13 protein-coding genes and 1 pseudogene are annotated in these 18,258 nt (G+C 70.8%); 8 read left to right on the top strand and 6 right to left on the bottom strand.

What is annotated here, in order from left to right; genetic code table 11:
* Positions 1-26: 26 nt before the first annotated feature.
* The gene (locus EIZ45_RS41215; RefSeq protein WP_043828384.1) at positions 27-716 is read right to left on the bottom strand and encodes a GbsR/MarR family transcriptional regulator; all 690 of its coding nucleotides are present in this window, start codon (positions 714-716) and stop codon (positions 27-29) included.
* Positions 717-884: 168 nt separating this feature from the next.
* On the opposite strand from EIZ45_RS41215, the gene EIZ45_RS41210 reads away from it, so the two are divergent.
* The 3 genes from EIZ45_RS41210 to EIZ45_RS41200 all read left to right on the top strand — a co-directional run bounded on the left by EIZ45_RS41210 (position 885) and on the right by EIZ45_RS41200 (position 3,253).
* A complete protein-coding gene (locus tag EIZ45_RS41210) occupies positions 885-2,066 on the top strand; it encodes a cytochrome P450 (protein ID WP_134669094.1) in 1,182 nt (393 codons plus the stop codon).
* Between the two features lie 3 nt (positions 2,067-2,069).
* Positions 2,070-2,882: an oxidoreductase gene (locus EIZ45_RS41205; protein WP_134669096.1), complete on the top strand. Its 813-nt coding sequence runs from the start codon at positions 2,070-2,072 to the stop codon at positions 2,880-2,882.
* Between the two features lie 65 nt (positions 2,883-2,947).
* Positions 2,948-3,253: a hypothetical protein gene (locus EIZ45_RS41200; protein WP_134669098.1), complete on the top strand. Its 306-nt coding sequence runs from the start codon at positions 2,948-2,950 to the stop codon at positions 3,251-3,253.
* A 64-nt stretch (positions 3,254-3,317) separates the two neighbouring features.
* Here EIZ45_RS41200 and EIZ45_RS41195 read toward each other — a convergent pair whose 3' ends face one another.
* Together EIZ45_RS41195 and EIZ45_RS41190 are read right to left on the bottom strand one after the other, a co-directional pair.
* Positions 3,318-5,066, bottom strand: coding sequence for an AMP-binding protein (locus EIZ45_RS41195; RefSeq protein ID WP_167756700.1), 1,749 nt, complete (start codon positions 5,064-5,066; stop codon positions 3,318-3,320).
* Entirely contained in the window at positions 5,053-6,852 is a 1,800-nt protein-coding gene (locus EIZ45_RS41190; RefSeq protein ID WP_134669103.1) for a prenyltransferase/squalene oxidase repeat-containing protein, read from the bottom strand. Before EIZ45_RS41190 ends, EIZ45_RS41195 begins: the two co-directional genes overlap by 14 nt.
* Positions 6,853-7,080: 228 nt before the next feature.
* On the opposite strand from EIZ45_RS41190, the gene EIZ45_RS41185 reads away from it, so the two are divergent.
* The 4 genes from EIZ45_RS41185 to EIZ45_RS41170 are packed head-to-tail and all read left to right on the top strand — an operon-like array spanning position 7,081 to position 11,253.
* Positions 7,081-8,388: an NAD(P)/FAD-dependent oxidoreductase gene (locus EIZ45_RS41185; protein ID WP_167756699.1), complete on the top strand. Its 1,308-nt coding sequence runs from the start codon at positions 7,081-7,083 to the stop codon at positions 8,386-8,388.
* A gap of 43 nt (positions 8,389-8,431) precedes the next feature.
* Positions 8,432-9,361, top strand: a complete 930-nt coding sequence (locus EIZ45_RS41180; RefSeq protein ID WP_037819633.1) for a 4-hydroxy-3-methylbut-2-enyl diphosphate reductase — start codon at positions 8,432-8,434, stop codon at positions 9,359-9,361.
* Positions 9,362-9,394: 33 nt separating this feature from the next.
* Positions 9,395-10,597: a sensor histidine kinase gene (locus EIZ45_RS41175; RefSeq protein ID WP_134669109.1), complete on the top strand. Its 1,203-nt coding sequence runs from the start codon at positions 9,395-9,397 to the stop codon at positions 10,595-10,597.
* Positions 10,597-11,253 (top strand): response regulator, encoded by a 657-nt coding sequence (locus EIZ45_RS41170; protein ID WP_134669111.1) that lies wholly within the window; start codon positions 10,597-10,599, stop codon positions 11,251-11,253. The genes EIZ45_RS41175 and EIZ45_RS41170 overlap by 1 nt, the downstream gene beginning before the upstream one ends.
* 3 nt (positions 11,254-11,256) lie before the next feature.
* Here the strand turns inward: EIZ45_RS41170 and EIZ45_RS41165 are convergent, their stop codons facing one another.
* Both EIZ45_RS41165 and EIZ45_RS41160 read right to left on the bottom strand, forming a co-directional pair.
* Complete coding sequence (locus EIZ45_RS41165) at positions 11,257-14,715, bottom strand: ABC transporter ATP-binding protein (RefSeq protein WP_167754184.1); 3,459 nt, start codon at positions 14,713-14,715, stop codon at positions 11,257-11,259.
* On the bottom strand, positions 14,715-16,736 hold the full coding sequence (locus tag EIZ45_RS41160; RefSeq protein ID WP_134669113.1) for a hypothetical protein: 2,022 nt from the start codon (positions 16,734-16,736) through the stop codon (positions 14,715-14,717). Before EIZ45_RS41160 ends, EIZ45_RS41165 begins: the two co-directional genes overlap by 1 nt.
* 607 nt (positions 16,737-17,343) lie before the next feature.
* Between EIZ45_RS41160 and EIZ45_RS41155 the strand changes: the two genes are divergently transcribed.
* Positions 17,344-18,096 (top strand): AfsR/SARP family transcriptional regulator, encoded by a 753-nt coding sequence (locus EIZ45_RS41155; RefSeq protein ID WP_063697480.1) that lies wholly within the window; start codon positions 17,344-17,346, stop codon positions 18,094-18,096.
* Between the two features lie 5 nt (positions 18,097-18,101).
* Here EIZ45_RS41155 and EIZ45_RS47160 read toward each other — a convergent pair.
* Positions 18,102-18,258: pseudogene (locus EIZ45_RS47160) on the bottom strand (4-hydroxy-3-methylbut-2-en-1-yl diphosphate synthase); the annotation flags it as partial.

Genomic DNA, 18,258 nt, shown 5'->3' with positions numbered 1-18,258 from the left:
TAACTTGAGGTCAAGGGCGGCCGTCGTCACCGCGCGGCCTGCCGCCAATGTTCGGCGGCCTCGATCATGTCCTGCCGGATGTGCTGGAGCCACTGGCTGGTCGCGAGGAGCCGGGTGCCGACCACCGTGTCGCCGCCGAACAGTTCGGCGCCTTGGCGGGTGAAGCTCGCCCACTGGGCGATGCCTTCCATGCTGGCCAGCCAGGCTTGCTGCCACACGTCGTCCTCGATCAGGTAATGCTCGCGGCGGCCGTTCCGCTCGCGCCGCAGCATGCCCCGTTCTTCCAGCCAGCCCACCGCTTTAGAGACCGACGCCGGGCTCACGCGCAGCCGGGCGGCGAGCTCGGTCGCGGTGCGGCTGCCCGACTCCGCGGTGAAAAGGCAGATCAGGACCCGCGCCATCATCGACGGCATCCCGGTCTGGGTGGCCATCTGCGCGAACCGCGTCTCGAAATCGCTGCGGGTCCGCGGATCGGCTGCGGCCCGGGGAGGCGGGACCGGCGGCGCGGCAGGGGCCCGGCGTCGCGCCCGCCGACGTGCGGCTTGCTCGGCGCGGTCGGCCCGGTAGTCGTGCGCCCCGCCGTTGCGGGCGACCTCGCGGATCACCGTCGACTTCGGCCTGCCGAGCCTGCGCCCGATTTCGGCGTAGCTCAGCCCGTCCGCCAACCCGGCCGCGACGCGCTGGCGTTCCGGGTAGCTCAACCTGCCGGATGGCATCAGATCGTCTCGCCTCGCTCGTCCCGGAGCCCTGCCGATGCGTTCACCTTCAGGCCAGTGCATCGATAATAGGGCTTCTGCCTGCGTAGATGTAGATTCTGCGTTTGCCGCTCACTAAAACATCGTCCTACTGTTTCCCGCAAGAGGTTCACGGGAAAGAAGCTGGCGATGACCAGCACATTGCCGACCGAGCGTCCGGCCGGCCTGCCGTTCGACCCGCCGCGAGGGCTGGCCGAACTGCGCGAGAAGAGTCCGCTCAGCCGGCTGGACTACCCGGACGGCCACGCCGGATGGCTGGTGACCGGGCACGCGCTGGCCCGCGAGGTGCTGGCCGACCGCCGGTTCAGTGCGCGAGCCGAATTGCGGCATATGCCGATCCCGGGCGCTCCTGCCAGCGATCAGCCCGCGCCGCCGGGAATGTTCGGCAGCATGGACGCGCCCGAGCACACGCGCTACCGGCACCTGCTCGCCGGCCAGTTCACCGTCCGCCGGATGCGCCTGCTGTCCGAGCGGATCCAGGCGGTCGCGGACCGCTGCCTGGACGCCATGGCCGAGCGCGGCAGCCCGGCCGACCTGGTCCCGGCTCTGGCGCAGCCGCTGCCCGCGCAGACGATCTGCGAACTGCTCGGGGTTCCCTACGCCGAACGGGACCGGTTCCAGGAGCAGGCGCTCACCCTGTTCCGGCTGGACAACACCCCGGAAGAAACCGGCGCGGCCTACGCGGCGGTCCACGGCGTCATCGGCGAATTGGTGGCAGCCAAGCGAAAAGCCCCCACCGACGACCTGCTCAGCGACCTGACCGGCAGCGATCTCACCGACACCGAGCTGGTCAACATCGGCTTCACCTTGCTGGGCGCGGGACTGGACACCACCACGAACATGCTCGCGCTGGGCGTCTTCGCCCTGCTCGAACACCCTGACCAGCTCGCGCTGCTGCGCGCCGAACCGGAACTGGCCGACAACGCGGTCGAAGAACTGCTGCGTTACCTGAGCATCATCCCGTTCACCGTGCGCACCGCGCTGGAAGACGTCGAACTCGCCGGCGAACAGGTGCGCGCGGGCGAGTCGGTCACCATCTCGGTGCCCGCCGCGAACCACGACCCCGCGCACTTCCCCGCGCCGGACAACCTCGACCTGCGCCGCAAGGCGAGCGGGCACGTCGCCTTCGGCCACGGCATCCACCAATGCCTGGGCCAGCAACTCGCACGCGTCCAGCTGCGGGTCGCCCTGCCTGCTTTGCTGGCCAAGTTCCCCTCGCTGCGCCTCGCCGTGCCCGCTTCGGACATCGCGATGCGCAGCGACATGCTCATCTACGGCGTGCATCAGCTGCCCGTCGCGTGGGAGGCCTGACCTGTGTCGAAAGTTTGCTTGATCACCGGTGCCTCAGCGGGAATCGGCCGCGCCACCGCGCTGGAACTGCTGCGGGCGGGCCACGTCGTGTACGGAGCCGCGCGCCGAGTGTCCAACATGGACGAACTGCGCGACGCTGGCGGGCACCCGCTGGCGATGGACGCTCGCGACGAGGCCGACCTCGTCCGCGTGGTGCGCACTGTCCTGGACGAACAGGGACGGATCGACGTCCTGATCAACAACGCCGGGACTGTGCTGCACGGGGCCGCTGAAGATGTTCCGTTGGCGGCTGCCCGCGATCAGTTCCAGGTCAACGTGTTCGCCCCGGCTCGGCTGGTCCAACTCGTCCTGCCCGCGATGCGCGCCCAGGGGTCGGGCCGCATCGTGAACGTCTCCTCGATCGGCGGGGTGATCAGCTTGCCGTTCGGTGCCTGGTACTACGCCTCGAAACACGCGCTCGAGGCGTACTCGGACACGTTGCGCATGGAGGTTCGGCCCTTCGGCATCGACGTGGTGGTCGTCCAGCCGGGCATCATCAAGACCGAGTTCGAAGACCAAACGGCCGCGCAACTGCGGGAGTACTCCGGCGGTGGGCCTTATGGGGCGATGGTTGAGAAGATGGCTGGTCAGGCCGAAACGGGGCTCGCTGGGGGTGCCGATCCCGCTGTCGTGGCGCAGGCTATCCGGGAGGCGGTGGAAGTTGATTCGCCCGAGACCCGTTACGCCGTCGGCCTGCATGCCGAGGAGTTGCTGGAGCTGAATCGGACGTTGCCGGATCGCGAGTTCGACGAGCTGGTCACTCGGTCGATACGGTAGGGGAGGAGTTGCCGACCCGCGACCATGGACCGCGCAGCGAAGATTCTCCGGATGGGACTGGCTTGATGAGCAATGGCCGCGGGACCGCGGACGAGAGGCCGGTGTACGAGCAGAGCGCGGTACTCCGGCAAGCATGGTTCAGCGCTCTGCTGATCAGCGCGGCCTTGGCAGCGCTCGCGGTGCTGGGCCTGTTCCTGCGGCCGCACTGGTGGTGGGCGGTGCCGATCGGCTGCGCGGTGCTGAGCCTGGTTCTTGCTCTGCGGCTCCGGCTCGCGACGACCCGGGGCGCGGTCGCAATCCTGAGCGTGACGATCCTCGTCCTTGTCGTCGGTGCCGGGTGGCTTGCCGCGCAACTCGCCGAACGGTGGTGAGAACACCGTCGGCCAATGCCCGGCCGGGCTGACGACTCACTTCCCCGGCGAAGGAACGAAGCCCTCACCCCACCCGCGCCGCCAGCCGTGCGCGGTCGAGTTTTCCGTGCGGGTTCAACGGAAGCTCGTCGGTCGCGAAGATCCGGTCCGGGACCATGTACCCCGGCAGGCTGCGGCCCAGCGCCAAGCGCAGAGCGGCCTCGTCGGTCGAGCCGGTCTCCACGAACAGGGCCAGCACAGTGTCGCCGCGGACCCCGGGTACGGGAGTCGCGGCAGTGCGCACACCGCCGAGGAGACGGGTCGCCGCGTGTTCGATCTCGGCGAGTTCCACGCGATGGCCGCGGATCTTGACCTGTCCGTCCAACCGGCCGCGATGGTGCAGCAGACCGTCGTGCCACTCCGCCAGGTCGCCGGTGCGATACCAGCGCCGCCCGTCGCGGGTGACCAGTTTTCCCCGGTCCAGCAACGGATCCGAGTAGCCCGCGAACACCTGCGGGCCCGCGACGAGCAGTTCTCCGTCGGCGTCGAGGCTCAGCTCGGCACCGGCGGTCGGGGTGCCGATGGGCAGGATCGCGTGGCCGGGGATCGGGTCGGCGGGAGCGAGCCGGTAGGTGCTGACCCACACCGTCGTCTCGGTCGGCCCGTACACGTTGTCGATGACCGCCTCCGGAGCGGCGGCGCGGGCGAGCGCCACGGTCTCACGCCGCAGCGGTTCGCCGCCGATCACCACATGCCGCAGTCCGGACAGCGATCCTGGCGCCAGATTCCCCGCGGCGGCGGCCGCTTCGAGCAAGCTCGGCGTGCAGGCCCACACCGTGACGCTGTGCCGGGCGATCGTCCCCGCCGGGTTGAGCGCGTGCACGCGGGGCACGGCGGCGAGCGCGCTGCCGCTGCTCCACGCGCCCCACATCTCGAACACCGAGAAGTCGAACGTCAGCCCGTGGCACTGGGAGAACACTTCCCCCGGCCCGGTCCGGAACGACGGCAGCGCGGCGGCCAGGAACGCCTCCACGTTCCCGTGGGTGATCCGCACCCCCTTCGGCCGCCCGGTCGAGCCGGAGGTGAACAGCAGGTACGCGGGACTGTCGCCGGTGACCGGAGCGGCGGCCCGCGCCGCTGGGCCGGGAAGTGCCGCGTCGTGGATGTCCACCACCGGGATCCCGGCCATGGCAGACAGCTGTGCCTCCAGCGGTTCTTCGCCGCGCAGATCGGTGTGCACGACGCAGCGCGCGCCGGCCTGGCGGACGATGTCGGCGTTGCGCTCCGGCGGAAAGTCCATCGACAGCGGCACAATCGCGGCGCCCGCATACAGCACCCCGAGGTAGGCGCAGTACGTCGCGATCTCCCGTTCGCCGAGCACGGCGACCACGCCGCCCGCGCCGATGGTTTCGGCGAGCGCGGCGGCGTGGGCCGCGGTTTCCGCGTACGTGAGCACTCCGGCGTTGTCGACCAGGCACGGCTCGTCGGCGAATCGTGCGGCTGTCTCGGCGAACCGCGCGGCCAATCCTTCGGCGGGCGCGCGCCAGGCCGCCGTTTCCGCGTCTCCGCTTGCCAAAGCGCCAGCGGTGCCTTCGACGAGTTTCCACAGCGAACGCGGCGTACGGAACGCGCGCTCGTCAAAGGCGGGTAGCTCGATGCCGTACCGCGTAACCAGTTTGCTGCTCAACGCCAACGTGCTCAGCGACGTGAGACCGTAGTGCAGCAACGGAGTGTCGGGTTCCAGCGAAGACGTGTCGTCGCACAATGCCAGCTCGCTGCGAAGCAGTTCCTCGAACTCCGCGCTCCACGGCTTCACCTGCTCAGCGGCCGACATGCGGCACCGCCCAACGCGGCTGGTCGAACGTTCCGGGAGCGGTCGCGGTGTCGTCGCGCAATGCTTCGCGATAGCGCGCGAGTGCTTGCAGGGCATAGCCGTTCGCGGTGTGGTCGTGCCGGTACAGCAGTTCGAGGAAGTACACGCCGAGCAGACTGGGTTGCCACAGACCGTCCGCGTCGCGATGGTCGACGAGCCACCGCGCGCCGCGGGCCGCCATCGGCGCGGTCGGTGTCACGCCGGACGCGCACAGGCCCAGCAAGGCCATCGCCGTCTCCTCGACCGTGGAGTGTCCCCGGCCGAGCGCGTCGCCCCAGCCGCCGTCTTCGTTTTGGTTGAGCCGCAACCACGAGACGCAGCGCCGCGCGACCGCGCTCGAACCCAGACCGGCGTCGCCCAGCGCGCGAAGGACGGAGCCCGTACCGCACACCTGCCCGACGTACCACTTGTTCTCGATGGCGCCGTCCGCGCGCTGCACCTTCGCGAACCACGCGTACGCGTTGCGCAACGGTTCGTCGTCCGGGCGGCAGCGTCCGGACAACGCCAGCGCGGAGAACGCTTCGGCGGACATCACCGCGCAGGGGCCGTACAGCACCTTCGGCGACCGCGCCTTGCCGACCATGGCGAACGACGGGTCCATGCTCGCGATCCGGCCGACCTGCGCGAAGCAGCTCCACGAACCGTCGTAGTTCTGTTGGCGGAGCAGCCATTCGGTGCCGCGCCGCACCTGCGGGTCGCTCACGTCCGCGCCGTCGCCGGACAGCGCGATCACCGCGTCGCCGGTGTTGCCGCTGTTCGGCCAGCCGGACGGCAGTCCCCAGCCCCAGCCTCCGGGCGGGGCACCGGTCCAGATGAAGTCCTCGTCCCGTTGCGCGGAGCGGATCCAGCCGACCGCCTTGGTCACTCGCGCGTCGTCGCCGAGCCCGGCGTGCTGGAGACCGGTGGTGATGAAGTTGGTCGCGTCCACCTCGAGGTCGCGGGTGACCGCCCAGCCGCCTTCGGGCTTGATGGTGGCGCGGAAGTAGTCGAGGCAGTGGCGCACGATGTCCGGGCGCTGTTTCGCGATGGTGAGCCCGATGCAGACGTTGGCCGACATCATCGGCGACTCGACGAAACCGCCTTCCGGGCCTTCGAACCCGACCAGCCCTTCGAGGTACTCGATGGCCTTCGGCGTTGCGGCCTTGTTGAGCGCGGTGCGGACCCGGCCGCCGGGCATCAGCTCGGCGCACATCAGGCCCCACGACAGCGCGGTGGGCATCGCGAAGGTCAGCTTGCGGCGCAGCGGGGCGGGCAGCAGGGCCAGTTCGATCGGGCAGCGCAGCAGGCCTTCGTCGCTCATCAGCCCGGCCAGCACCAGGTAGAAATGCACCAGGACGGTGAGCGAGCACTGTTCCACGTCGCGGATCGCCGCGGTGCCGCCGAATTCCTCGACGCGCGCCCAGCCGCGGCGGATCTGCCCGGCGGCCTCGTCCGGGATCACCAGCGCCAGCGCGGCCACCGACAGCGCGGTGCCGTTCAGCGTCGGCTCGGTGTCGACGTCGTCGCCCCAGCCGCCGTCCGGGCCCTGGTTGGCCAGCAGGAAGTCCAGGCCCCGGCGGATCAGGTCGCGGCAGCCTTCCGGATCCGCCAGGTGCATGGCGATCACGACGTCGGCGGTGGAACCGGGGCTGGCCGACAGCCTGCCTTCCCAGCTGCCGTCGGAGCGCTGGAGGGCGAACAGCGCGTCGGCGGTGCGGGCCAGCGCGCGGTCCAGCTCCGCGGGCGGGAGGATCGGGTCGAGGCTCATGGTCGCTCGCTTTCGGACCTGGCGTGGAAAAGGGAATCGCGGCCGGAACGCCCGGGAAAAGGACACAGGCGTGGCGCGATCAGTGTGACACGGCCGAGTTCGCGCGGTCAACCGCGCGGCGGCCGCGTTGACGGGTTCCCGGGGCCGTGTCACGCTGTTCGCGGGGGATTCTTCTGTGCACTCGCGGTGCTATTTTCGCGCGTCTTCCGGAGCAGAACGGTAAATGGTGTGAGCGATTACGACATTGTCATATGCGGGGCCGGGGCAGGCGGGCTGACCGCGGCGATTCTTCTCGGCAGGCAAGGGCGCCGGGTGCTGCTGGTCGACAAACTCACCGACACGGTGGAAACGTTCAAGGGCGAGCTCCTCCAGCCCGGTTCGCTGGCCACTTTGGACTCGATCGGCGCGCTGGAAACCCTGCGCCGCGCGGGCGGGCGCCGGATCGACCGGCTGGTCTGCGCCGGCGACGACGGCGCGGAGCTGTGCGCGATGGACTACCGGTGGCTGCCGAGCGCCTACGACCACTGCCTCACCCACACCTACAAAGGCATCCTGGACAACCTGATCCAGGCGCTGCCCGCGACGGTCGAGTTCCGCCGCGGGGTCTCGGTCGAGCGCGCGGTGCGGGACGGATCCGGCCGCGTCGCCGGGGTCGTGCTGCGCGAGCGCGGCGTCCGCGCCGAGGTGTCCGCGGACCTGGTCGTCGCGGCCGACGGGCACGCGTCGAAGCTGCGCGGCCAGGTCGGGATCGAAGTGGACACCACGCCCTACGACCACCAGGTGGTCGCGATCGACCTGGCCGGCGTGCCGGAGCTGGCGCACCAGGCGACCACCGCGATCACCCGCGACGGGATGCGCGTGATGTACCCGATGCCCGGCGGCGGCGGGCGGCTGTACTTGCAGGTCGAGCGCGGGCTGGTGAACCGGATCGGCAAGGCCGGGCTGGCCGGCTGGGTGGACGAGGCGGTCGCCGCGTGCCCGAGCGTGGCGCCGATCGCCGAGTCCGTGCGCGCCGGGGTGCCGACCTGCCGGGTGCTGTCCGCGCGGCGGTTCGTCGCGCCGGTCTTCCACGGCGCCGGGATGCCGCTGATCGGCGACGCGGCGCACGCCGTCCACCCGATGGCCGGGCAGGGCATGAACGCGGCGATCGCGGACGCGGTGCGGCTGGCCGGCGCGTTCCGGGACGTCTCCACCTCCGGATCCGGCGCGGTCGACGCCGCGCTCGCCGACTACGACCGGGTGCGCCGCCCGGAGCTCAAAACCATTTCCGAATTCAGCCACCGGTTCGCGGAAATGTTCACCACCGCGGTCGGGAATTTCGGGTACGCGCGCAGCAAGTACATTCTTTCCTGCCACGGCCGGAATCGCCGGTTGTGCTACAAGATCATGCACAACATCTCCGGTCTCGGTTATCGGAAATTCTCCGTTCTCGACCGGTTGCAGCAACTCGGCTGGCCGGACCGCGCGGCCGATGAGTTGCCTCCGCGTCGAGCGGGCGTGGACGGCGCCGTTGAGGCCACCTTGGACCCGCGTTGAGGAATCTCGTGCGGTCCGCCGCTCCCCGCTTACGGTCGCGGCCATGAAACAGGTGTTGCTGGCGAGCCCGCGCGGGTACTGCGCCGGGGTGGATCGCGCCGTACGCGCTGTCGAGGCCGCACTGCAGCGCCACGGCGCGCCGGTCTACGTGCGCAAGCAGATCGTGCATAACACGCACGTGGTGCGCCGTCTCGAGCGTCTTGGCGCGGTGTTCGTCGACGAGGTGAGCGAAGTGCCGCCTGGCTCGGTCACGGTGTTCTCGGCGCACGGCGTCGCCCCCGCGGTGCACGAAGCCGCTGCGGGACGCTCGTTGCGCACTATCGACGCGACGTGCCCGCTGGTGACGAAGGTGCACCGCGAGGCCGTGCGTGCCGCCGCGCGCGGCGACCAGATCCTGTTGATCGGCCACCACGGGCACGAAGAGGTCGAAGGCACCAGCGGCGAGGCACCGGCGGACACCATCGTGGTGGACGGCCCGGACGCGGTCGCGGGCTTGGAAGTGCGCGATCCGGCCAAAGTGACCTGGTTGTCCCAAACCACCCTTTCGGTCGCGGAGACCGAACAGACCGTCCGCCGGCTGCGCGAACGGTTCCCGCTGCTGTCCGATCCGCCGAGCGACGACATCTGCTACGCCACCCAGAACCGGCAGGAAGCGGTCGCGGAACTGGCCGCCGAGGCCGGTCTGGTGCTCGTCGTCGGTTCCGCCAACTCGTCCAATTCGGTGCGGCTCGTGGAAGTCGCGCTGGACGGCGGCGCTTCCGCGGCGTACCTGGTCGAGGACGCCGCCGCGGTCGATCCCGCGTGGCTCGACGGGGTGACGACGGTCGGGGTCACCAGCGGGGCGTCGGTGCCGGAGGATCTGGTCGAGCAGGTGCTCGAACTGCTGGCCGGACACGGTTTCGGCGACGTGCGCGAGGTGCGCACCGCCGAAGAGAAGCTGAGTTTCGCCCCACCGCGCGAGTTGCGGTCGTAACCCGCGGCCGCGCCTGCGGTTAACCTGCCAGGCATGGACGAGGCGAGGAGGACCGTACGGGCCGCGGTGTCCGGCGAAGGACGGTCCGAAGCGCTCGCTGTGGCCGCGCGCTGGGCGGTGCGCGTGGGCCTGATGGTGGTGCTGGCCTACACCGTCGCGGTGGCCTCACCGGGGATCGGCACGCACGGCCTGCCCGGGCTCAACCTGCTCGGCCTGCTCGTCGGCGCGGCGGGCTGGTTCGGCTGGGGCCTGCTGCGCGACCGGGAGGGCCTGCTGCGGCTGATCGCGCTGCTGGTCGGGGTGGTCGGCGGCGCACTGCTGGTACCCGGCACCTCCGGTTCGGACGTCGGCGTGATCCTGGTCTGCCTGATGGTGCTCGCCGCCGCCAGCGTGGTGGAGCCGGGCCCGGCCGGGGTGGTCGCCGTCTTCGCGATGGCGGCGGTCGGGATCGCCGAGCGGTTCTGGGAGAACCTGCTGCCCGGCGGATTCGCGGTGCTCGCCGCCGCGGCCTCGTATCTGGCCGGGATCGTGCGCCGGCAGCGCCTGCTGCACATCGCGCAGACCGAGATGCTGCTGGTGGAAACCCAGGTCGCGAAGGAAGAACAGGCCCGTTCCGCGGCGCTGGCCGAGCGCGCCCGGATCGCCCGCGAGATCCACGACGTGCTGGCGCACTCGATGGGCGGGTTGATCGTGCAGCTGGAGGCCGCGGACGCGCTCCTGGAGACGGTGCCGGGCGCGGACCGGGCGCGGGCCTGCGTGATCCGCGCGCGCGGTCTGGCCGGGGAAGGCCTGGCCGAGACGCGCCGCGCGATCGGCGCGCTGCGCGGGGACAAACGCTCGCTGCCGGAGTTCCTGAGCGCGCTGGTCGAGGACTACCAGGCAGACTATCCCGACGTGCCGGTGTCTTTCGAGGAGCCGGCCGAACAGTCGGAGCTGCGCCCGGAAGTGACGCTGGCGTTGCAGCGTCTCGGCCAGGAAGCGCTGACGAACGTGCGCCGGCACGCTCCGGGCGCGCCGGTGACTGTCTCGCTGTCGGTGGACGAGGAGCAGGTCGAACTGGTCGTGCGGAACGGCGCTCCCGGGGAGGCCGAACGCGCCACGACCGGCGGCGGCTACGGACTCATCGGGATGCGGGAACGGATCGAGCAGTTGGAAGGCACGCTGCACGCGGCGGCCGAAGGACCGGGCTGGACCGTGCGGGCGCGGGTGCCGCGCACGGGAACCGAGGGGGACTGATGGACGGGCCGTTGCGGGTGCTGGTCGCCGACGACCAGACGGCGGTGCGCGAGGGACTGGTGACCCTGCTGGAGACCTTCCCCGGCACGACGGTGGTCGGCGCCGCCGCGAACGGGGACGCGGTGCTGGAGATGGTCGCCGCCGATCCGCCGGACGTGGTCCTGATGGACCTGCGGATGCCGGTCCGGGACGGGGTCAGCACCACCGCCCGGCTGCGCGCGGAGTACCCGGCGGTGAAGGTCGTCGTGCTCACCACTTATGCCGACGACAGCTCGGTGCGGGAAGCGTTGCGGGCGGGTGCTCTGGGGTTCCTCACGAAGGACGCTGGCCGCGCGGACATCGCCCGTGCGCTGGCGGCCGCCGCGTCCGGCCAGTCGGTGATGGACGCCGAGGTGCAGCGGCGTCTGCTCGCCGGGATGGGCGAGCCTGCCGAGCCGCCGGTGCGTTCCGCGGCGGACGGGGTGCTGAGCGGTCGCGAGGTCGAGGTGCTGCGGCTGGTGGCCGGCGGACTGTCCAATCGCGAGATCGCCGGGCGGCTGTTCATCGGGGAGGCGACGGTGAAGAGCCATATCAACCGGATCTTCGCGAAGATCGGCGTGCGGGACCGGGCGCAGGCGGTGCGGTATGCGTTCCGGCACGGGCTGACGGGGGAGTGAGGCTCAGCCCGTGGTTTCGAGGGATCCCCACAGTTTCGTGTAGTGGCCCTGTGCGGCCACAAGCTCGGCATGGGTGCCGAGTTCGGCGAGCCGTCCGTCCTCCAGCACCGCGATGCGGTCGGCGTGTGCGGCGGTGGACAGGCGGTGCGCGACGAGTATCACCGTGCGTCCGGCGCACGCGGCGGCGGTCGCCGCTTGGCATCGTGCCTCGGTGCGCGGGTCGAGGTTCGCGGTGGCTTCGTCCAGGACCAGAATCGTGGGTGCCAGAAGCCGGGCCCTCGCGAGCGAGACGAGCTGGCGTTGGCCTGCCGACAGCGCGGAGCCGCCGACGCCGACCGTAGTGGCGTAGCCGTCCGACAGGGCTTCGAACACTTCGTGCGCGCCTACCGCACGGGCGGCGGCGATGGCGTCGCGTGGGCTGGCATCCGGGCAGCCGTAACGGATGTTGTCGAGCACGCTGCGCCCGAACAGGTACGGCTCCTGCGGCACGAAGCCGATTTGCCTGCGTAGCAAGCGTACGTCGTAGCTGCGGAGGTCGACGCCGTCCACCAGAACCTGCCCCTGGCACGGATCGTGGAACCGGAGAAGCAGCTTCAGCAGCGTGGACTTGCCCGCGCCGCTGGCTCCGACCACGGCCAGCGTGCTGCCCGCGGGTACGTCGAGCGAAATGTCGGACAGGGCGTCGCGCGGTGCGCCGGGGTAGCGCATGCGTACCTGGTTGAACCGCACGGTGCCTCGGGCCTGGGACGGTGCGACCGGCTGTCGCGGCGACGGTACGGCCGGTTCGGTGCGGAGGAAGGCGCGAAGGCGTCGTACAGCGACAGCGGCCTGTGCGTAGCCGTCGTAGGCCTGAGCGAACTGTTGCACGGGCGCGAAAAGCGAGTCGAGGTACAGCACGAAGGCGACCAGTACGCCCGCGGTGAGCGTGCCGTCTTCGATGCGCGCTGCTCCGGCCGCAAGCACTACTGCGGCGGTCACGGCGCCTACCAACTCGACGAACGGGAAGTACAGCGCGGTCCACAGATGCGTGCGTACACGGGCGTCGCGGTACCGGCGGTCGTGCGCGCCTAGTTCGGCGACGCTGTCTGTGCGGCGGCCGTGAAGCTGCACGACGGTGAGCCTGCTGATCGTTTCGCGGAGCGCGGTGGTGAAAGCGGCCAGGCTCTCCCGTGCGAGGGTGTAAAGCGGGGTGGAACGGCGTCGGAACCACATCGTGGCCAGCACTACCAACGGAACTCCCGCCAGCGCGAGCAGCAGCAGGTCACCGTCCATCAAGGACAGTGCGGTGATCGCGCCGATCGTGGTGACCGCGCTGACCAACGCTCCGGGCAGGTCGTTGCGCAGAAAATGGGACAGTGCCTCGATGTCGGCGGTGAGCAGGGTGATCAACCGGCCGCGGTCCCGTTCCGCGGGGCCGAGCGCCAGTGCGTGCTGCGCGGTGCGCCTGCGCAAGCCGAACAGCACCCGCTCGCAGGTACGGCCGGTCACCACGGTTTCGCCCGCGGTGCTCAGCGCGTTGAGTGCGACCAAACCCGCACCGGCGGCGACCCATGCCAGCAGTACGCCGAGCTGTCCGGCGTTCACGCCCGAGTCGACTCCGCGGCCCATGGCCAGCGGCAGCAGCACATCGGTGGCCGTGCCGGCGGCGAGCAGCGACAAACCGGCGAGGAATCCCTTGCGGTGCGCGCGAAACAGTCCGTGCTGGCGAGGCGGGACAGTGACGGGTGCCGCCAGCACTTGCGAAAAGGCGGGTTTCGGCGGCGGTGGCGCGGGCTCCGTTTCGCCGAGGAGAGCCCGGTAGGCGGGAGAGCGGGCTTGCAGTTCCTCGTGGGTCCCAATGTCCGCCACGCGGCCGGACTCCAGCAGCACCACCCGGTCGGCGGTACGGAGGAGATTCGGGCGACTGGTCGCCACGACCCGCGTGGTGGCCAGGCCGCGCAGGTGACGGTGGATGGCGCGCTCGGTCACCGCGTCCACTGCGGTCGTCGGGTCGTCGAGCAACAGCAGCTTCGGGTCCGGGAGCAACGCCCGGGCGAGCGCGATGCGTTGTCGTTGCCCGCCGGACAACTCGGCGTCGCTGATCCTGGTCTGGTAGCCGTCTGGGCTTGCCATGATGAAGTCGTGCACCCCGGCCGCGCGAGCAGCCGCGACGATTCGTGCATGGTCGGCGTCGGGCGCGCCGTATGCGATGTTCGCCTGGAAGGAGCCGGGCATCAGCTGCGGTTCTTCGGTGAGCACTCCGACCGCGCGATGCAATGCTTCGCCGTTCAGTGCGCGTACGTCCACACCACCGACGCGTACGCAGCCATCGGCCGCGTCGTAGCGGCGACACAACAGCCGTAGCAAGGTGGACTTCCCGGAACCCGGTGCCCCAGCTACGGCTACGTACTGGCCCGGCGCGATCGTGAGCGACACACTTCGGAGCACCGGTTTGTCGTAGTAGCCGAAGTGCACGTCACGCAGTTCGACTCCGAGCGCGCTTTGGGGCAGCCCGCGCGAGCCGTCCTGCAGTGCTGGCTGGGTGTCGATCAGCGCGAAGCAGCGCTCCAGCCCGGCGCGCGCTTCCTGTGCGTACCCGACCAAACCGGCCAGTGCGCGCACGGGACCGACCAACTGCGCCAAGTAGCTCACGAAGGCGACGAAGGTGCCGAGGCTGATGTCGTGCCGCAACGCCAGCCAGCCGCCGATGCCCAGCACGCCGACCTGCCCGGCCAGTGGCACGGCGCTCATCAACGGCAGGACCGCGGCGGAGACCCGAGCGGTGCGGATCCGAGCGGTGCGCACCGCGGCGGCGTCCCGTTCGATGGCGGCCAGTTCGTGCTCCTGGCGGCCGAACGCGGTCACCACGTGCAGTCCGTCCAGCACCTCGGACACCCGGCCGGTGAGCTCCGCCGACCGTTGCTGCGCGGCCAGTCCCGCCGGGAAGATCCGGCTGCGGGCCAGGTGCACGGCCAGCACCAGCAGCGGGCACACCGCGAGCACCAGCCCGGTCAGCACCGGGGAAAGCAGCACCATCGCGGTCGCCGACGCCGCCAGCAGCGCGAGGTTGCCGACCGCGGCGGGCAGCGGATCGAGCAGGCCCTGTGCATAGCAGACGTCACCGGTCGCGCGGCCGAGCAATTGTCCGGCACCGAACCCGGTGCGTTGGCTCTCGTCGAGCCGATGCACCGCGGCCACCACGTCGGCCCGCAATTCGCGTTGCACGTCCAGGGCCGTCCGGCCGCCCCAGTACTGCCGGACGGCGGTGGCCGCGAACCGGCCGAGCGCGAAAGCCAGCAATACCACCAGATACGGCGCGATCGGGTCAGTGTGCGTGACGACAGTGCGGTCGATCAGCCGTTGCTGCACCAGCGGCAGCGCCGCGGCGAAACCGGTGGCGGCCAACGCAGCCAGTGCCGCCAGCGCGGTGGCGCCGCGATGCCTGCGCAGGTAGCGCGCCAGCCTGCGCAACGGTGGTGCCATCACACCACGCCGGTGGGCGCGGCCAGCGCCGCCGCCCTCGGCTGCCCGGCCGGGGCCGGGTGCAGGACGTCGCGCGCCATGGCCAGCCACCGCACCGCGAACGCGTCGTGCACGAATCCCGCGCCCAGCAACAGGTCCACGTGCGTGTCGTGGGCGACGACGGTGGCCGGGAACCCGTGCCCGGCGGCGGTCGGCTCGTCGGCGACCACCTCGGCCTGCCCGGGATCGAACGCGAGCCAGCACTGGCTCGCCCCGCTTTTCCAGCCGCGCCAGAGTTCCCCGCCGACCGCGCTGACCGCTTCCTTGCCGCCGAGCAGCGCTTCCAGGTAGTCGGGCACGATCAGATTCTCGATCCGCCGACCCGGCGTCGCGGTGTGGATGCAGGCCAGCAGGGCCGGGACGCCGTGCCGGAGCGCGTACCGGCGCACCTCGGTCGCGGAGCCGTCTACCGGGCGGAGGTCGACCGCCACCGCGGAAGCGTCCTGTGCGGACACCCACGGGAGCCAGGCGCGGTGCGCGGTCTCGCGGTCGGCCAGTGCGCCGGGATGCGCGGCGGGCACCTCCATGTAGCGGTGCAGTTCCTCCTGGAAATTCCAGTGGTCGGCCGGGTTTCCGACGATCAGCGCCGGACCGTCCTCGCCGGAACCGCGCGGGCGGCGGTGCGCGAGCAGGGTCACCCGCGCGCCCTCCCGCGGGGAAACCAGGCACCACACGTCGTCGCTCACCAGGATGAGTTCCCCGTCGCCGTCGCGGTCGATGTCGTGCAGACCGGCGGACGGCGCGTAACGGCCGCCTGCCGCCCAGCGCGCCGCGGACAGCAGCGGCCGGGCCAGGCGCGCGTGCGACGCGGTGGCGCGCACCCACGGGGCCAGCGCCCGGCCCCGGCCGTCCTCCGTGCAGTCGTGCCAGCCCAGTTCGTGCTGGCCCAGCAGGAGCATCCGCTCGGCGACCGTCTGCAGCCGCGGTTCGACGGCACTGCCCGCTTCCCGCAGTTCGGCTTCGACGGAGTCCAGCAATTCCCCGTAAGACCACCATTCCTGGGTGTCGGTCCAGCCGCGGTACGACGGCCCGGCGGACCAGTCGACCTCCAGTTCGTAGTAGGTCCCCGCCGGCACGTCGGCGGACGCGGGCTGAGGGCGTCCGTCCAGCCAGGAATCCAGGCTGACCGGTTCGGCCGCCCCGGATTCGGCCAGGAACCGCAGCAGCCGCTCGTAGCGTTCCAGCGCGGGTTCCCAGCCGCCGACGCCGGCCGCGCGCTCCATGTCGTCGGCGTACACGAGGATTTCCTCGCCGGTCTGCCGCTCCCCGACATCGGCGAGGAACGCCTCCAGGAAGTGCAGATGCGCGTCCGTCCGGGGCGGGAACAGGTACCGCAGGTAGGAACAGATCGGGAGCACGGTCAGGTCGCCGGTCACCGCGCGCGGGCGCAGCAGGCGCAGATCGGCGAGCCCGGGGCGGAACGGCGGCGGCTGCTCGGAGTCCCAGTGGAACGGTCCGTGCAGGTCCGCGTGCGCGCGGGAGTCCGCGGGATAGCCGTCCTCGGGGACCGGCTTCGCGAGCAGCCGGTCGTCCACCAGGACCCGGCGGATGCCCGCCTCGGCGAGCACCCCGGCCAGCTCCGGCGCCCACACCCGCTCCGGCAGCCAGGCGGTCGGCGGCTGGCCGCCGGGCACGCCGAAATGCCGCCGGTGCAGGTCCGCGGCGGCGGCCAGCTGGCGGCGGTTCGACCACTCCGAGCACGCGGGCATGATCGGCTCGGAGTAGGTGCCGCCGAGCAGCGAGACGGTGCCGTCGGCGATCCGTTCGCGGACCAGGCCGACGAAATCCGGACGGTGCCAGAGCGCGGCTTCGAGCAGCGTGCCGGACAGGTGCAGGCCGGTCGGGATCCGGTAGCGGCGGTGCAGGTCGAGCACCTCGGCGTAGCCGTCGCAGATCCGCCCGATGCCGTCCCGGTTGTCGTAGCCGTCGGTGATGTTCAGCTGGTTCGCGTGGTGCACGAAGGCGAGTGGCGCGCCCGACATGACAATCCTCCCGGCTCCGGTGGCTCTTCCGCGGGACCCCGCGACGACCGCTGCCGCCGACGGTAGGAGCGCGGCCCGGCGGGCGTCGTCCACCGCTGGTTGGGTTCGCGGGTGGGTTGGCCGGTTCCACCCGTGGGTGCAACGCCCCGGGTCAACGGAGGCTCAACGGCCGCGCAACCGGGACCCGCGGCGGACGGGCGCGGGGAAAAATCCCCTCGGCGGGCGGGCGGCGGAGACCGGTGCCGGACGAAAGGTAAATACAGATTAAATGGCAATATCCATATTTTGCCCGACCCTGACTTTCGCGGGGGCCTGCTGGGGTTTTTCCTTACTTCCGGAAAGTGCCGTGCAGTCCGCACGGTTGTGCATTACCCGGTTCGGCCGCGGTGTCGGTGGACAGTGCCGAACCCGGTGTGGCAAGCTGCGCCCAGCGGCACTGGCGGGAGAAAAAGAAATACCGCGCGACGCGGTCCGGGAACTCCGGATACCGGCGGCGCGGACCCCGCGAAGCGCCGTTACTGGGTGCGGTACAAGCGGTACAAACTGGCTGGTGCGGAGAGGGCGGGTCGCCCGGGCCTCTTCGCGCGGTGATTCCTGGGGGAAAGCCGTGGATTTCAAGCTTTTGGGCCCGCTGCGGGTCGAATGCGGGGACGCGGAAGTACGCATGCCGAAGGCGCCGAAGGTGCGGCAGCTGCTCGCGTTGTTGTTGTTCTACCACAACCAGATCGTGAGCACGGACCAGATCGTGGACGAACTGTGGGGCGAGGAGTCGCCGCGCCAGGCCGCGCTGACCGTGCGCACGTATGTCTGCCATATCCGGAAAGCCATGGACGGCCCCGGCGGCGGGCACGGCTTGCGCACGGTCTCCTCCGGCTACCAGCTTTCGCTGGGCAGCGACCAGCTGGACGTCAGCCGGTTTTCCGCGTTTTACCACTCGGGCCGGGCGCATTACGAGGCCGGCGAACATGAAAAGGCCTCGGAAAGTTTCCGGCGCGCGCTGGAGGTATTCCGCGGGCGCGTGCTCGCCGACGTGGAGACCGGGGCGATTCTGCGGCCGTTCAAGGCCCGGCTCGAGGAAGAGCGCACCGCGGCGCAGGCGCTGCGGATCCAGACCGACCTGGCGCTGGGCCGGTACCTGCAGCTGATCGGGGAACTGCGGTCGCTGACCATCAGCCAGCCGCTGAACGAATGGGCGCACGCGAGGCTGATGGAGGCGCTGACGCATTCCGGCCGCCGCAGCGACGCGCTGAACGTGTACCGCACGCTGCGCCGCACGCTCGACCAGGAACTGGGCATCGCGCCCGCGCCGGAGCTGCAGCGGCTGCTGCAACGGATCCTCGCCATCGGTCAGCCCACCTGATCGCCTCAGCCCACCGTCACGGTGGGCGTGCCCGGGGTGTCGACGGTGTCGGCGATGCGCATGGCTTCTTCGATGAGGGTCTCCACGATGGCGTGTTCGGGGACGGTCTTGATGACTTCGCCTTTGACGAAGATCTGGCCTTTGCCGTTGCCGGAGGCGACG

Source organism: Amycolatopsis sp. CFH S0740, from assembly GCF_004522315.1.
In the GTDB taxonomy this organism is placed as follows: Bacteria; Actinomycetota; Actinomycetes; order Mycobacteriales; family Pseudonocardiaceae; genus Amycolatopsis; species Amycolatopsis nivea.
The sequence above is the reverse complement of the archived record's forward strand: the minus strand, read 5'-3'. Positions and strand labels throughout refer to the sequence as shown.

Bases quoted from the DNA above. Each gene is read 5' to 3' on its own strand.
- EIZ45_RS41180 (WP_037819633.1), top strand. From the start codon at position 8,432: ATGAAACAGGTGTTGCTGGCGAGCCCGCGCGGGTACTGCGCCGGGGTG.
- EIZ45_RS41215 (WP_043828384.1), bottom strand. From the start codon at position 716: ATGCCATCCGGCAGGTTGAGCTACCCGGAACGCCAGCGCGTCGCGGCC.
- EIZ45_RS41200 (WP_134669098.1), top strand. From the start codon at position 2,948: ATGAGCAATGGCCGCGGGACCGCGGACGAGAGGCCGGTGTACGAGCAG.
- EIZ45_RS41190 (WP_134669103.1), bottom strand. From the start codon at position 6,852: ATGAGCCTCGACCCGATCCTCCCGCCCGCGGAGCTGGACCGCGCGCTG.
- EIZ45_RS41160 (WP_134669113.1), bottom strand. From the start codon at position 16,736: ATGTCGGGCGCGCCACTCGCCTTCGTGCACCACGCGAACCAGCTGAAC.
- EIZ45_RS41165 (WP_167754184.1), bottom strand. From the start codon at position 14,715: ATGGCACCACCGTTGCGCAGGCTGGCGCGCTACCTGCGCAGGCATCGC.
- EIZ45_RS41170 (WP_134669111.1), top strand. From the start codon at position 10,597: ATGGACGGGCCGTTGCGGGTGCTGGTCGCCGACGACCAGACGGCGGTG.
- EIZ45_RS41195 (WP_167756700.1), bottom strand. From the start codon at position 5,066: ATGTCGGCCGCTGAGCAGGTGAAGCCGTGGAGCGCGGAGTTCGAGGAA.
- EIZ45_RS41175 (WP_134669109.1), top strand. From the start codon at position 9,395: ATGGACGAGGCGAGGAGGACCGTACGGGCCGCGGTGTCCGGCGAAGGA.
- EIZ45_RS41210 (WP_134669094.1), top strand. From the start codon at position 885: ATGACCAGCACATTGCCGACCGAGCGTCCGGCCGGCCTGCCGTTCGAC.